Here is a 15038-nt window from a genome sequence, read left to right as displayed (position 1 = left end):
ACCCGCAGGGGAGTGCAGACAAGTGCAAGGCATCGTCCCCCATGGTCAGCCGACTCGTCGTGCCGCACCGCCCCCACGCAACGGCGTGCCCCGCGCGCTCGGCCCGCAGCCCGTCCATGCGGCGCTGATCTGCGTCGCGCTGCCCGCCCTCGCCATCTCCGGTGAGCACGGACAGATGACCGGCCAGGGCCTCGACGGGTTCTACCGAGCCGGCAGACGGCTCCTCGCCCGGTGCACGGTGCGGGTGGGCGGCTCCGAGCCCCTGCCCGTGCAGGGGCGGCTGCTCACGGCAGACCGCGCCCGGTTCGTGGGCACCGTGCGTACCGTCGCCGACTCCGGACCCGACCCGGCCGTCACGGTCGAGCGGCTGCGCACGGCGGAGGGCGTCGAGCGCATCGTCCTGCGCAGTACCGCGGTCCGCCCCTTGAGCCTTCGGGTGGAGGTGTCGTTGGGCACCGACCTGGCCGAGCTGGGCGCCGCCGCGGCGGGTCTGGCCGGAGCCGAGGTCCCGGCCGCCGTGCACGCCTCCGGGCTGCGGTGGTCGGTGCCCGGCGCCCAGTCGGCGGTCATGACCGACCCTCCGCCGGACGACGCCCTGGCCTCGGCGGGGCTGCTGTGCTGGGACGTCGACGTGGCTCCGGGAAGCAGCCGGAGCATCGAGCTGCGGGTGCTCGCCGAACAGCCCGGCGGAGTACGCACACCCGAGGCCCCGGCGCCCCGGGGCAGAACGGGTACGGCTCCCTGGGGCGACGCGCAGGCGGACGGGGACGACCCACGGGCCGGGGCCCTGCTCGCCGCCGCCCTGGACGATCTCCGTGCCCTGCTGGTGCGCGACCCCGGACACCCCGGTGACAGCCACCTAGCCGCAGGCGTCCCCTGGCGCTGCGGCCTCGCCCCGGCCGAGGGGCTGTGGGCGGCCCGAATGACGCTGCCCCTCGGCGTCCGGCTGGCGGCGGGCACGCTGCGCACCCTGGCACGCACCCAACTCCCCGGCCCCGGGCCCGACGGCGGACGCATCCCCGGCGCGCTGCGCCATGCGGGAGCACATCTGCCCCCAGGGTGTACGGGCATCGAGGCCACGCTGTTGTTTCCCGTCGTTCTCGCAGAGGCAAGAAGGTGGGGGCTGTCCGACAGGGAGACGGAAGCACTGCTGCCCGCCGCCGAGCGGTGTCTGGAGTGGCTGCGTACGGCAGTGGGCGACAGCCCATACCTCGCCGACCCCCTGCCCCGGGGCCCGTACCGCTGCGAAGTGCAGGCACACGCGCACCGGGCCGCGCTCCTGGGCGCGGATCTGCTGGAGGCGTGCGGGCGGCCCGGAGCGGAGAGTTGGCGGAGCTGGGCCGCCGGACTGCGCCGACGGTTCCGCGAGGACTTCTGGGTGGAGGATCCGGGGGGTGGCCGCCCGGCCGCTGCCCTCACCCCTCAGGGACAGCGGATACCGCACCTGGGGAGCGCCGCCGCGCACCTCCTCGACACCGGCCTGCTCGGAGCAGGGGCCCATGCACCCGGGCTCCTCGACAAGGTGCAGACCGAACAGCTGGCGCGACTCCTCGGCGGCCCCGCCCTCGACTCCGGCTGGGGCCTGCGCAGCCTGGGGGCGAAGGAGCCCGGACACAATCCGTTCGGGCACCGCAGTGGCGCCGTGCGCGTCCATGAGACCGCCGTGGCCGTCTCGGGGCTCGCGGCAGCGGGCTACGAGAGGGAAGCGGGCGCGCTGCTGCGGGGGGCGATCGACGCGGCCGAGGCCTTCGGCCACCGCCTGCCGGAGATGTACGCGGGGGAGCAGCGCACCACCGGCAGCACGCCGCTGCCGCACCCGGCGGCCTGTCGGCCGGCCGCCGTCGCCGCGGCAGGCGCGGTCCAGCTGCTGACCGCGCTCGCCGGGGTGCGCCCCGATGTCCCGGCCGGGTCGGTGGCGGTCCGGCCACTGCACACCGCGCCGCTCGGCGCCGTGCGGTTCACCGGGTTGCGCATCGCCGAGCAGCCGTTCGCTGTACGGATCAGCAGAATGGGGCTCGGCATGGTCGAGGAAGCTCCCGACGGCCTGCAGCTCGGGGTGTGAGGGTGGCGCGCGCGAGGCTGTCGGAGGGGGCGCATGTGGTCCGCCGACAAGACCCTGTTTATCGTCAAGCAGACGACTATGATCGCGTCATGCCCTACGACCCGTCGGCCTTTCCGCCCTTCGCTGTCACTGTCGACCTGGTCGTGCTCACCGTGCGCCGTCACGCGCTGTGTGCTCTGGCCGTCCGTCGGGGCGAGCCTCCGTACCAGGGCCGCTGGGCACTGCCGGGCGGATTCGTCCGGGGTGACGAAGACCTGGCGACCGCCGCCGCCCGGGAGCTGGCCGAGGAGACGGGGCTGCACGCCCACGACCCGGCGGGGCCCGTGCTCCCCAACGCCGCCCATCTCGAACAGCTCGCCACCTATGGCGATCCCAAGCGCGACCCTCGCATGAGGGTGGTCAGCGTGGCGCACCTCGCGCTGGCCCCCGACCTGCCCGCACCACGGGCCGGCGGCGACGCGCACAGCGTGCGCTGGGCGCCCGTGGAGGACCTGCTCGACCAGGAGGTCGGTTACGGCCGCGAAGGCGAGCAGGCGGCCCCGCTCGCCTTCGATCACGCCCGCATCCTCGCGGACGGCGTCGAGCGCGCCCGTTCCAAGATCGAGTACTCCTCGCTGGCCACGGCCTTCTGCCCGCAGGAGTTCACCGTCGGCGAGCTGCGCCGCGTGTACGAGGCGGTGTGGGGCGTCGCCCTGGACCCGCGCAACTTCCACCGCAAGGTGACGGGCACCCCCGGCTTCCTGGTGCCCACGGGAGGCACGACGACCCGTCAGGGCGGGCGCCCGGCGCAGCTCTTCCGGGCCGGCGGGGCCACACTGCTCAACCCGCCGATGCTGCGGCCGGAGGCGTAGAGCAGGGGCGCTCCCATGGCGGGACACGGCCGGGTCAGCCGTTGGCATTGCGGATCAAATCGGGCATATCGGGTTACGGTGCTGCCGTACGTCCCAGCGACTTCGCGCGCTGTGTGATCCTCTTCGGATCCGCCCGGTTCCCGGCCGCCCCGGGCCGGTCGTCAGCCGCGCCGCCGAGCCGTCTCACGCCCTGCGGGAGAAGCCATGATCCAGGCCATCGGACTGACGAGCGCCCCCCGCCGCGACCAGCCTCCCGCCGTCGACGACATCACCTTCGAGGCCCGCCCCGGGCGGGTGACCGTCCTGCTCGGGGCGGAAGGGGCGGGCAAGACCAGCACCCTGCGGCTCATGCTGCGACTCGACCCCGGTCGCGGTGTCGCCCTCTTCCGCGGCCGCGCCCTCGACCGCGTCGCCCACCCCATGCGGGAGATCGGGGTGCTCCTCGGCGACGTCCCCGGTCATCCCGCCCGCACCGCCCGGAACCACCTGCGGATGCTCAGTGCCGCGGCCGGCGTGCCTGTGCGCCGCGCCGACGACGTGCTGGAAGTCGTGGGACTGACCGGCCTCGCCGACCAGCGCCTCGATGCCTTCTCCCGTGGCATGGACCGCCGCCTCGGCCTCGCCGCTGCGCTGCTCGGCGATCCGCACACCCTGGTCCTCGACGAGCCCGCGCACGAGCTCTCGCCCCGCGAGACCGCCTGGCTCCACGGGGTGCTGCGCGGCTTCGCGGAGCAGGGCGGTGCCGTCCTCGTCACCTCCAGCGACGCCTCCGAGGCGGCCCGCATCGCCCACCAGGTCGTCACCATCGACCAGGGGCGCCTCGTCGCCGACCAGACGGCTGCCGCCTTCGCCCGCACCCGGCTGCGGCCCCGTGTCGCGGTCCGTTCGCCGCTCGCACCCCGCCTCGCCCATCTTCTGGAGGCCGAGGCCGACACCGTGGCCCTGCCCCCGGGCGAGCCGCCCATGGAGGTCGTGCACGAGGGCGGCGGCAGACTCTCGGTCTACGGCAGCAGCTGCGCGGCCGTCGGAGAGGCCGCCTACCGGCACGGCATCCTCGTCCACCGCCTGACCGAGGAGACCGGCGACACCGGGCCCGTGTCCCCGCTGCACCGCGCCGATGGCCGACGCGCCGACCCTTCGGGCGCCGAGACGGCGGTGCAAGAGGCTCCACCCGGCGACACGGCCGGAGAGCCGCCGGGCGAACAGGGCGCCACCGAAGCGTCCGGCCCGACCGTCCGGCCCGTCACCGTGCCACGCCCGCTGCCGCGCCTCCCCGCCCCCGACCCGGCCTGGCCGCTGCGGTACGAACTGCGCCGCGCCACAGGGGCCCCGACCGGCTGGATCGTGTCGGTCGTGACGCTCGCCGCCTCGCTCCTCGCCGCGGTGCTGCTGGCCCGTACCGGCGCCCCGGAACCGCGCCTGTTCACTGGCTGGCCCGACTTGCTGCCCCTGCCCCCGGCGGCCTTCGGCGCCGGGCTCATCGGAGCGCTCTCTTTCGGCCAGGAGTTCCGCTACCCCGCGCTGGCGCCGGACCAGGGCACCGTCCCGCGCCACCTCGGGCTGCTCGGGGCCAAACTCGCGGTCACCGGCGCCGCCGCCTTGCTGCTCGCACTCGTTGCGGTGGTGCTCGACGTGGTCACGGTGCGGCTGCTCTACGGCGACGACGCGGTCGTCGCCCCCACCGGATGGGCCGTCGGCCTGGCGGGCTGCGCCTGCCTGACCCTCGGCTGCGCGTGGGCCGGTCTCCTGGCCGGCGGGCTGTTCCGCTCCACCGCGCTGGGGCTGGTCGCGGTGCTGGCGGTGCCGACGCTCGTGATGCCGGTCCTCGGTAGTGTGCTGGCCGAACCCGCGGCCCGGTCGCTCATCGGGCTTCCTGAGCGGTTGCGCGCGGCCGCCGTGGTCCAGTGGCCGTCCGAGATGGACACCGGGATCTCGGCCGCCCTGCGGCTGGTGTCCCAGCCGGTCGGCTGGGCGCTCGCGCTGTCGCTGGCGGGACTGCTCGGCGCGTACGTCCTCACCGTGTTCCGGGGCAGGCCGAGATGAGGGCGCGCGCCCGGGTGCTCACGCCGCCGCGCTCACGCTCCGGAATCCAAGCCGGTGGCAGGCGCCGAAGTCGTCACTCTCCGCATTTACACCACCCCGGAGAGTGCCCCGTTCTGTCCATTTGGGCGTCAATTGTGAGGTAATGGGCGATCACCCTTTCGTGTGCTTTTCACCAAAGACCTCAAGGGACTTCGAGGTGTCGCCGACAAAGGAGGCGTGAGTACCCTTGCGCACACCATGATGACCGCGGCTCGCCCCGCCGACACCGGCCTCGCCGGCCCGGGCGAGCTTGACCGTTACCCCTACGCGGAGACCCCAGGGGTCGACCGCGGGGCCCCGCCCGCGTGGGACGGTGAGGCGGAGCTGAGCCGAGCCGGCCGTCGCGCGGCCGGCAGTCGCGGCCGAGGACTGCACGGCCAGCTCGTGCAGCAGCTCGGCCAGATGATCGTCTCCGGCGATCTGGGGGCCGACCGCCCGCTCGTCCCCGAGGAGATCGGGCAGCGGTTCGAGGTCTCCCGCACCGTCGTCCGCGAGTCCCTGCGCGTCCTCGAGGCCAAGGGCCTGGTCAGCGCCCGCCCCAACGTCGGCACCCGGGTCCGTCCCGTCAGCGACTGGAACCTCCTCGACCCCGACATCATCGAGTGGCGGGCCTTCGGCCCCCAGCGCGACGACCAGCGCCGCGAGCTCTGCGAGCTCCGCTGGACCATCGAGCCGCTCGCGGCGCGACTCGCCGCCGGGCACGGGCGCGAGGACGTCCAGCAGCGCCTCGCCGACATGGCCGAGATCATGGGCCACGCGCTGGCGCAGGGTGACTCGCTCACCTTCTCGCGCGCCGACGCCGAGTTCCACTCGCTGCTGCTCCAGGTCGCGGGCAACCGCATGCTGGAGCACCTCGCGGGCATCGTCTCCTCCGCACTGCACGTCTCGGGCGCGCCCTCGGGCGGCTGCGACCGTCCCACGGAAGCGGGTGTGGGCCATCACCTCCGGATCGTCGACGCCGTGGGTGCGGGGGACGCCGCCGGGGCGGAGGCCGCGATGCGTCAACTGCTCGTCGCCCACCCGGACGTCGAGCGCGTGGTGCCGGCGCCCCGCGAGCACTGACGGCACGGAAGAGCGGAACGGCACCGGCGGGTCGCACGGACGGGCCGCATGCGCGAGACCGTGGACACGGCTCGCGCGTACGGCCGCACGTCCGGTCGCATGCGCGAGCTGTTGTGGACGGACGGCACATGGCGCCCCCGGAACTCGGGCGGGGGCGCATCGGGGTGTTCTGTCCACTTGAGTGGCCTTCCATCCCTTATGGGGTGTGACTCGGGCCACGAGGATTGGGCGTAACGCTCTTTGAGGCAGTGCGATGACTAAAGAGGTGGTAGCCGCGGAAGGAATACGGGCCTCGCTCGAGGCGCTGTGTCCCTCTGCATTCATCACCCGCGCCGCCGGTTCATCCTTGCCGGCGGTCGTCGGAACCGGTCCTCGTCCAGAGGGAGCCGGGACCGAAAGCCGTTTCCATCGTTCCGAGAGGTTGTTCGTGTCGGCCAGCACATCCCGTACGCTCCCGCCGGAGATCGCCGAATCCGAGTCTCTGATGGCGCTCATCGAGCAGGGAAAGGCCGAGGGGCAGATCGCCGGCGACGACGTGCGTCGGGCCTTCGAGGCTGACCAGATTCCGCCAACCCAGTGGAAGAATGTTCTGCGCAGCCTCAACCAGGTCCTCGACGAGGAGGGTGTGACGCTGATGGTCAGTGCCGCCGAGGCGCCCAAGCGCACCCGCAAGAGCGTCGCAGCGAAGAGCCCGGCGAAGCGCACCGCCACCAAGGCCGTGGCGTCCAAGACGGTCACGGCACGGCAGACCGCGTCCGCGACGTCCACCACGGACGCGTACGGCGACGGTGACGATGCCGTGGGCTCGCCCGTGAAGAAGGCCGCCACCAAGAAGGCGGCGGCGAAGAAGACGGTGGCCAAGAAGGCTGCCACCAAGAAGACGGCGGCGAAGAAGACCGCCTCCAAGAAGGACGCCGACGAGCTGCTCGACGACGAGCTCGTCGACGAGACCCCCACCCCGGGCAAGGGTGGCGAGGACGAGGACGAGACCGGCGAGAACAAGGGCTTCGTCCTGTCCGACGAGGACGAGGACGACGCGCCCGCGCAGCAGGTCGCGGTGGCCGGTGCCACCGCCGACCCGGTCAAGGACTACCTCAAGCAGATCGGCAAGGTCCCCCTCCTCAACGCCGAGCAGGAGGTCGAGCTCGCCAAGCGCATCGAGGCGGGTCTGTTCGCCGAGGACAAGCTGGCGAACTCCGACAAGCTCGCGCCCAAGCTCAAGCGCGAGCTGGAGATCATCGCCGAGGACGGGCGCCGCGCCAAGAACCACCTGCTGGAGGCCAACCTCCGACTGGTGGTCTCCCTGGCCAAGCGCTACACCGGCCGCGGCATGCTCTTCCTGGACCTCATCCAGGAGGGCAACCTCGGTCTGATCCGCGCCGTCGAGAAGTTCGACTACACCAAGGGTTACAAGTTCTCGACGTATGCGACCTGGTGGATCCGCCAGGCCATCACGCGCGCGATGGCCGACCAGGCCCGCACCATCCGTATCCCGGTGCACATGGTCGAGGTCATCAACAAGCTCGCGCGTGTCCAGCGCCAGATGCTCCAGGACCTGGGCCGCGAGCCCACCCCGGAGGAGCTGGCCAAGGAGCTCGACATGACCCCCGAGAAGGTCATCGAGGTCCAGAAGTACGGCCGTGAGCCGATCTCCCTCCACACCCCCCTGGGTGAGGACGGCGACAGCGAGTTCGGTGACCTCATCGAGGACTCCGAGGCGGTCGTGCCGGCTGACGCCGTCAGCTTCACCCTGCTCCAGGAGCAGCTGCACTCCGTCCTGGACACGCTCAGCGAGCGTGAGGCGGGCGTCGTCTCGATGCGCTTCGGTCTCACCGACGGTCAGCCGAAGACCCTCGACGAGATCGGCAAGGTCTACGGGGTGACGCGTGAGCGCATCCGTCAGATCGAGTCGAAGACGATGTCTAAGCTGCGCCACCCGTCCCGTTCCCAGGTCCTCCGGGACTACCTGGACTGACGGACGGAAACAACCGGATCAGCAGGTCCCGAAGGCCCGGCCCTCTCTCGCGGAGGTGCCGGGCCTTCGGGCTTCCCCGGGGGCCGGGTGCGAATTCGGAGTACGGCCGTCCGGCTTCGGGATGCGGTGATCGGCGCGCGGGTTGACCCTGGGTGTGCAAGGAACTCCGCACCGTCAGGAGACCGCATGCGTTCCCTGAGCTATCCGCTGGCCGGCGCCATCGCGCTGCTGCTCGCGGCCCCTGCTCCGGCAGCGGCGGACCGGGTGATCGTCGGGGGACAGTCGGTGCGGGCCTCGGAGGCGCCCTGGGCCGTGGCCCTGGCGAGCCGCCAGCGGTTCGGGCCCGCCCGGTCGGGGCAGTTCTGCGGCGGCGTCGTGGTGGGGCCCAGGACGGTCATCACGGCGGCGCACTGTCTGAGCCACGAAGTGCTCGGCATGGATGTGAGCGAGGCGAAGGACCTCCGGATCATCACCGGCAGGGACGATCTGCGGGGAGTGGGCGGGGCCGAGCTGGAGCTCCGCGACACCTGGGTCAACCCCGGGTACGACGCCGGGACCAACGCGGGTGACGTCGCCGTACTCACCCTCAAGGAGCCGGTGCCGGGGGGCCGCGTCCTCCCGATGGCGCAGTCGGGCGATCCGGTCTACCGGACGGGCACGCCGGCCATGGTCTACGGCTGGGGCGACGTGTACGGCGACGGCACCTATTCGGAGACCCTCCGTACGGCCAGGCTGCTCGTGCTGGACGACGCCCTGTGCGAGCGGGCCTACCCGGGGAGCGCGGAGGGGGTCTACCGCAGGGGTTCGATGCTGTGCGGCGGGCTGCCGGACGGCGGCAAGGACGCCTGCCAGGGCGACAGCGGCGGGCCGCTGGTCGCGCGGGGGCGGCTGATCGGACTGGTGTCCTGGGGCAGCGGTTGCGCCCAGAAGGGCCATCCAGGGGTCTATACGCGCATCTCGGCGGTCAAGCCGCTGGTGGCGGCACGAGTGACCGAGAGCGCGAAGCAGGCCGCGCCACCCGCCGCTCAGGCGGCCGAGCCGCCCGCACGGACCGCGCCGCCGGAACCGGAGCGGATCGCCCCTGTGGTGCAGCTGCCGCCGATCGCCCAGCAGCTCGTGTCACGGGCTGTCCCGCGAGGCGTGCGGCATGGTCCCAGGGCGCGGCCGAGAAGGCCGTGGTGAGCGCCGTGAGGGCATATGGAGGCATGTCTGCCCGCCGCCGTGGGTGCCGCGGTCATGTGGTTGAGCACACGAGAGCGGGCGACCTCCCCCGTGGGGGTGGCCGCCCGCGGCTGTCCGGCCCTGGATGGCCGGACCTCGCTCGTCGTCGGATGCGATGTGTCAGCGTTCCATTGCGGACTCAACGGTCCTCGTCGGACGCGGACGCCGGAGAGGCGGTGAGCCGCTCCGTCTCGTCCTGTATCTCCGCGGCGATCTTCTTGAGTTCTGGCTCGAACTTACGCCCATGGTGGGCGCAGAAGAGCAGTTCGCCGCCGCTCATGAGAACGACGCGCAGGTAAGCCTGAGCGCCGCATCGGTCGCAGCGGTCAGCGGCCGTCAGCGGGCTCGCGGGGGTCAGAACAGTAGTCACGTCGCCTCTTCTCTAGCTCGACGAGCTGTCGTACCAGGGTCAACATCCAACCAGGCCGAAAACGTTCCCGCTCGTGGCTTTTCCTCGAAAGTTCCTTCCGAGTGGGCCGGATCTTGACGGTTGGCGGCGAATGAGCCGTATTGCGTGGGCTTACGGTTTCACGTCGCTGGGGGTCTTTGGTCCTCCCCGGCCGGCTTGCCGGGTTGTTCTTGAGGACGTGCCCGGAGCCTAAATGGTTCATGCCTCCAATGGAACGTGATGTGCACGTCACTCCATCGAGTCATCGAACGTGTGATCGACTCTGGACTAGCATGGGCATTCCTACGGGTGGCTGCGCAAAGGCTCTACCAGGCCTCGGTACCCTCTGAACGGCGACCGAGCCATGACCGCGCCCGACCGGGGCCAAAAAGAAATTCAGCGAGGAGCGAACCGCGTGACCGCCGATATGTCCGTGCCGTCCACTGCGTTGCTGACCGGGGCAGACCGGGACGGATCCAACTACACCGCGCGGCACCTGCTCGTCCTCGAGGGTCTTGAGGCCGTCCGCAAGCGCCCCGGTATGTATATCGGCTCCACCGACAGCCGTGGCTTGATGCACTGCCTGTGGGAGATCATCGACAATTCCGTCGACGAGGCCCTGGGCGGTTTCTGCGACCTCATCGAGGTGATCCTCCACGACGACGGCTCGGTGGAGGTCCGGGACAACGGCCGCGGCATCCCCGTGGACGTGGAGCCCAAGACCGGGCTGTCCGGCGTCGAGGTCGTGATGACCAAGCTGCACGCGGGCGGCAAGTTCGGCGGCGGTTCGTACGCCGCCTCCGGCGGTCTGCACGGCGTGGGCGCCTCCGTGGTCAACGCGCTCTCCGCGCGACTGGACGTGGAGGTGGACCGCAACAGCCGGACCCACGCGATCAGCTTCCGGCGCGGCGTCCCCGGCATCTTCACCGAGTCCGGCCCGGACGCGCCCTTCGACCCGGCCAACGGCCTCCTCAAGGGCAAGAAGGTCCCCAAGGCCCGCACCGGCACCCGTGTCCGCTACTGGGCGGACCGCCAGATCTTCCTCAAGGACGCGAAGCTCTCCCTGGAGACGCTGTACGGGCGCGCCCGGCAGACCGCGTTCCTCGTGCCGGGGCTGACCATCGTCGTCCGCGACGAGCGCGGCCTCGACGGCGAGGGCAGTACCGAGGAGACGTTCCGCTACGACGGCGGCATCAGCGAGTTCTGCGAGTACCTCGCGCAGGACAAGGCCGTGTGCGACGTGCTGCGGCTGACCGGCCAGGGCACCTTCAAGGAGACCGTCCCGGTCCTCGACGACCGCGGGCACATGACCCCGACCGAGGTCACCCGCGAGCTCGGCGTGGACATCGCCCTCCGCTGGGGCACGGGCTACGACGCGGCGGTCAAGTCCTTCGTCAACATCATCGCCACCCCCAAGGGCGGCACGCATGTGACCGGATTCGAGCGGTCGATCACCAAGACGGTCAACGAGGTGCTCCGGTCCTCGAAGCTCCTGCGGGTCGCCGAGGACGACGTCGTCAAGGACGACGCCATGGAGGGCCTCACCGCCGTCGTGACCGTCCGCCTGGCCGAGCCGCAGTTCGAGGGCCAGACCAAGGAGGTCCTGGGCACCTCGGCCGCCACCCGGATCGTGGCGAACGTGGTCGCCAAGGAGCTCAAGGCGTTCCTGACCTCCACCAAGCGCGACGCCAAGCAGCAGGCGCGGGCCGTCATGGAGAAGGTCGTCGCGGCGGCCCGTACGCGCATCGCCGCCCGGCAGCACAAGGAGGCCCAGCGGCGGAAGACGGCACTGGAGTCCTCCTCGCTGCCGGCCAAGCTCGCCGACTGCCGCAGTGACGACGTCGAGCGCAGCGAGCTGTTCATCGTCGAGGGCGACTCGGCGCTCGGCACGGCGAAGCTGGCGCGGAACTCCGAGTTCCAGGCGCTGCTCCCGATCCGCGGCAAGATCCTCAACGTCCAGAAGTCGTCGGTCTCCGACATGCTCAAGAACGCCGAGTGCGGCGCGATCATCCAGGTGATAGGGGCGGGGTCCGGCCGGACCTTCGACATCGACGCGGCGCGCTACGGGAAGGTGATCTTCCTCGCCGACGCCGATGTGGACGGCGCGCACATCCGCTGCCTGCTGCTGACTCTCTTCCAGCGCTACATGCGGCCCATGGTGGAGGAGGGGCGGGTCTTCTCGGCGGTGCCTCCGCTGCACCGGGTGGAGCTGACCCAGCCCAAGAAGGGGCAGGACAAGTACATCTACACCTACTCCGACAGCGAGCTGCGCCAGACGCTGCTGGAGCTGGACCGGAAGAACGTCCGCTACAAGGAGGGCATCCAGCGCTACAAGGGCCTCGGTGAGATGGACGCCGACCAGCTCGCGGAGACCACGATGGACCCGCGCCACCGCACGCTGCGGCGCATCAACATCAGCGACCTGGAGGCGGCGGAACGCGCCTTCGACCTCCTGATGGGCAATGAGGTCGCCCCGCGCAAGGAGTTCATCACCAACTCCGCGGCGACGCTGGACCGCTCGCGCATCGACGCCTGACCGGCCGTCGCCTGACGATCGCCGCTTGATGTGGGCGCCTCCCCGGCCATTGCCGGGCGTGGCGCCCACTCGTCCGGAGGCGGCCGTGCCGTGGTGGTCCGGCGGCGACGTGCCGCATCGGGAGGTCCGTGCGCCGGTGGGGGCCTCCACCCCCGGGTGGAGAATGATCTCCACCCGGGATCCACCCGAAGCCCACCCGTGGTCCGATCCCGGTCGGGAGCCGGATCCGTAGCGTCGGATGCGTTGAATCGTTCGCGTCCATCCGCGCCCCACGGAGGCTTTCCCCATGTCCGGCTTTTTCGATGTCGTAGTGATCGTCGCCGTCTGCGCGACCGTGCTCGCCCGGCAGACGAGGCCGCGCCAGGTGGCCGCCGACGCCGGACGCTGGTGGGTCCTGCCCGTGGTGCTCGGCTTCATGGCCTTCCGGGAGCCGGGGCTGATCGACGCCGGGCATCGCGCGGAGTCCGTGGGCCTGCTGGTCGGCGGGGTGCTGGCCGGGCTCGCCACCGGCGCCGCGTGGGCCTGGACCACCCGAATATGGTCCGACGAGTCCGGGGCACTCTGGGCCCAGGGCGGCAAGGCCACGCTCGCGATATGGCTCGGCGGGGTGGCCCTGCGCGCCGCGCTCTATGGTCTGGGCGCGCTGGTCGGGGTCCACCAGAGCGGTGCCGCGTCGATGGTGACCATCGCGGCCATGCTCCTCGCCCGTTCCGGCGTGCTGGCCCACCGGGCTCAGGGATTCCGCGCGGCGTACGGTGTCCCTGCCGGTGGCTGAGACCTACGTCGCGGCGGAAGGACCCCACGTGCCGATCGAGAACTGGACCGAGTGGCCCGCCCGCGAGGCGCTCTCCCGGATGGGGGTGCCACTGCGGCGCCGGGTCATGAGCTGGGTGGTGCGGCTCGGCCTGCTGGCCCTGCTCCTGTGGGGCGTGCTGCAGGACCATGTGCTGCACGGGTGGGGGTTCGCCGCCCTGGCCCTCGGGCTGCTGGTCTGCGTCGCCGGGATCCGGATCTACTTCGGTACGACGCTCGACCGGCGGCTGTGGCCGTCCCTGGGGGTGCTGGGGGTGCTGTACGCGGTCGGCGCGGGCTCCCAGTTGGCAGGGGTGCATTCGCCCGCGGCCGTGCTCTGGAGCGTCTGCGCGATCATCGGCATGGAGCGGCTCCCGCTGTTGTACGGAGTGGCCGTCTCCGCGGTAGCCATGGGGTCGTACGCCCTGGCGACCCCGGACGACCCGACGGTGGTTGCCTTGACGGCGCTGGGGCTGCCCGTCGTCGGATACGCGCTGCGGCTGGACGAGGAGGCGCGGGGGGCGGGGTTCCGGCTGCTGGCCCAGGAGCGGGCGGCACGCCGGGCGGAGGCCGAGTCGGCGGCGCTCGCCGAACGGGCCCGGATCGCCCGGGAGATCCATGACGTGCTCGCCCACAGTCTCTCCGCGCAGATGGTGTACCTGGAGGCGGCACGGCTGCTCATCGAGAGGGGGGAGGACCGGCAGCGGATCCTGGAACAGGTGGTGGCGGCCCGGGGCATGGCGCGCGAGGGGCTGGCCGAGACCCGGCAGGCGCTCTCCGCCCTGCGTGGCGAGATGTCCCGCATCGAGGACTTCCTGCGGGAGTCGGCCGCCTCCGAGGGGGCATGCCTGGAGGTGGCGGGGGAGCCGCGGAGCCTGTCGGCGGAGGCCGGGCTGACGGTGCGCAGGGTCACCCAGGAGGCCCTGACCAATGTCCGCAAGCACGCGCCAGGCGCCAGGGTGGAGATGAGATTCACCTATCTGGAGGGAGAGGTGGAGCTGTGGGTCCGTGACAGGGGCGGCCACGCGGATGCCGGGGATCTCGCGGTGTCCGGCGCCGGGTACGGTCTGCTGGGGATGCGCGAGCGCGCCGAACTGCTCGGCGGCACGCTGGAGGCCGGACCGGCCGGACCTGAGCAGGAGGGCTTTGTGGTGCGTTTGCGGGTGCCGGCATGACGGCTGGCGGGGCCGACGGCGGTGAGGCGTCCGGTGCGGGGGACCGGGCCGGGGCCGGGGGCGCGGCTGATGCCGGTGGCGGGGGAGGCGCGGGGAGTTCGGGCCGTGCGGGGGCACGCGGTGGCGGTGGCGACGTGGTGGCGCGGGTCGTGGTGGCCGATGACCAGACCGTGGTGCGCGAGGGCATCGTGATGCTGCTCGGGCTGCTGCCGGGGATCGAGGTCGTGGGGGCGGCGGCCGACGGTCATGAGGCGGTGCGCCTGGTGGCCGCGCACGCTCCTGATGTGGTGCTGATGGACCTTCGGATGCCGCGCTGCGACGGGGTGGAGGCGACGCGGCGCATCCGCGCCGAGTATCCGTCGACGCAGGTCGTGGTCCTGACCACCTATGCCGATGACGACTCGCTTTTCCCCGCCCTGCGGGCCGGGGCGCGCGGGTATCTCACCAAGGACGCCGGCGGGGAGGAGATCGTGCGGGCGGTGCGGCATGTGATGTCGGGGGAGGCGGGGCTCTCGCCCAATGTGCAGCGCCGGTTGCTGGAGCGGCTCTCCGGGCCCGAGGCGGAGGGCTCGGCGGCGCGCGCGGCCGCCGCCGGATCATCGCCCCTCCGTGAGCCCGCCCTCGGCGCGGCGCCGCGCCGGGAGTTGCCGGACGGGCTGACGGCGCGTGAGGCGGAGGTGCTGTCCCTGGTCGCGGAAGGGCTGTCCAACGCGGAGATCGCCCGTCGGCTGCATGTCAGCACGGCGACGGTCAAGACGCACATCAACAACCTCTTCGCGAAGACGGGGGTGCGGGACCGCGCGCAGGCCGTGCGGTACGCGTTCCGCTACGGGATCGTGATCCCGCCCGACCCGCAGCGGAGTTGACGGAAGGTCAGGCGACAGAGGGGGGCGG

At 72.0% G+C, this 15038-nt stretch carries 10 protein-coding genes and 1 pseudogene; 10 read left to right on the top strand and 1 reads right to left on the bottom strand.

Going from position 1 to position 15038, the window contains the following annotated elements:
• Positions 1–22 precede the first annotated feature (22 nt).
• The 6 genes and pseudogenes from ABD269_RS05590 to ABD269_RS05565 form a co-directional block, all read left to right on the top strand.
• Positions 23–2062, top strand: coding sequence for a glycogen debranching N-terminal domain-containing protein (locus tag ABD269_RS05590; RefSeq protein ID WP_425572837.1), 2040 nt, complete (start codon positions 23–25; stop codon positions 2060–2062).
• An 89-nt stretch (positions 2063–2151) separates the two neighbouring features.
• Positions 2152–2913, top strand: coding sequence for an NUDIX hydrolase (locus tag ABD269_RS05585; protein ID WP_301891867.1), 762 nt, complete (start codon positions 2152–2154; stop codon positions 2911–2913).
• Positions 2914–3117: 204 nt separating this feature from the next.
• Entirely contained in the window at positions 3118–4956 is a 1839-nt protein-coding gene (locus ABD269_RS05580; RefSeq protein ID WP_344116636.1) for an ABC transporter ATP-binding protein, read from the top strand.
• 162 nt (positions 4957–5118) lie between these two features.
• Entirely contained in the window at positions 5119–6057 is a 939-nt protein-coding gene (locus ABD269_RS05575) for a FadR/GntR family transcriptional regulator (protein ID WP_116214265.1), read from the top strand.
• A 427-nt stretch (positions 6058–6484) separates the two neighbouring features.
• Positions 6485–8032 (top strand): RNA polymerase sigma factor, encoded by a 1548-nt coding sequence (locus ABD269_RS05570; protein ID WP_301891865.1) that lies wholly within the window; start codon positions 6485–6487, stop codon positions 8030–8032.
• 186 nt (positions 8033–8218) lie between these two features.
• Positions 8219–9016 (top strand): annotated as a pseudogene (locus ABD269_RS05565) (S1 family peptidase); the annotation flags it as partial.
• A gap of 376 nt (positions 9017–9392) precedes the next feature.
• Here the strand turns inward: ABD269_RS05565 and ABD269_RS05560 are convergent.
• Positions 9393–9623 carry a DUF7455 domain-containing protein gene (locus ABD269_RS05560; protein WP_030260793.1) on the bottom strand — a complete coding sequence of 77 codons (231 nt, stop codon included), beginning with the start codon at positions 9621–9623 and terminating at the stop codon, positions 9393–9395.
• A 433-nt stretch (positions 9624–10056) separates the two neighbouring features.
• Here ABD269_RS05560 and ABD269_RS05555 point away from each other — a divergent pair, with 433 nt between their 5' ends.
• From ABD269_RS05555 to ABD269_RS05540, 4 genes are all read left to right on the top strand, one after another.
• Positions 10057–12177 carry a DNA gyrase/topoisomerase IV subunit B gene (locus ABD269_RS05555; RefSeq protein ID WP_301891864.1) on the top strand — a complete coding sequence of 707 codons (2121 nt, stop codon included), beginning with the start codon at positions 10057–10059 and terminating at the stop codon, positions 12175–12177.
• A gap of 286 nt (positions 12178–12463) precedes the next feature.
• Positions 12464–12952: a DUF1453 domain-containing protein gene (locus ABD269_RS05550; protein ID WP_344116629.1), complete on the top strand. Its 489-nt coding sequence runs from the start codon at positions 12464–12466 to the stop codon at positions 12950–12952.
• A gap of 79 nt (positions 12953–13031) precedes the next feature.
• Complete coding sequence (locus ABD269_RS05545; RefSeq protein ID WP_425572842.1) at positions 13032–14144, top strand: sensor histidine kinase; 1113 nt, start codon at positions 13032–13034, stop codon at positions 14142–14144.
• Positions 14141–15010, top strand: coding sequence for a response regulator (locus tag ABD269_RS05540; protein WP_344116627.1), 870 nt, complete (start codon positions 14141–14143; stop codon positions 15008–15010). The genes ABD269_RS05545 and ABD269_RS05540 overlap by 4 nt, the downstream gene beginning before the upstream one ends.
• Positions 15011–15038 lie beyond the last annotated feature (28 nt).

This window comes from Streptomyces blastmyceticus (assembly GCF_039521185.1).
Taxonomy (GTDB): domain Bacteria; phylum Actinomycetota; class Actinomycetes; order Streptomycetales; family Streptomycetaceae; genus Streptomyces; species Streptomyces blastmyceticus.
The sequence above is the reverse complement of the archived record's forward strand: the minus strand, read 5'-3'. Positions and strand labels throughout refer to the sequence as shown.

Bases quoted from the DNA above. Each gene is read 5' to 3' on its own strand.
- ABD269_RS05585 (WP_301891867.1), top strand. From the start codon at position 2,152: ATGCCCTACGACCCGTCGGCCTTTCCGCCCTTCGCTGTCACTGTCGAC.
- ABD269_RS05580 (WP_344116636.1), top strand. From the start codon at position 3,118: ATGATCCAGGCCATCGGACTGACGAGCGCCCCCCGCCGCGACCAGCCT.
- ABD269_RS05550 (WP_344116629.1), top strand. From the start codon at position 12,464: ATGTCCGGCTTTTTCGATGTCGTAGTGATCGTCGCCGTCTGCGCGACC.
- ABD269_RS05545 (WP_425572842.1), top strand. From the start codon at position 13,032: ATGGGGGTGCCACTGCGGCGCCGGGTCATGAGCTGGGTGGTGCGGCTC.
- ABD269_RS05540 (WP_344116627.1), top strand. From the start codon at position 14,141: ATGACGGCTGGCGGGGCCGACGGCGGTGAGGCGTCCGGTGCGGGGGAC.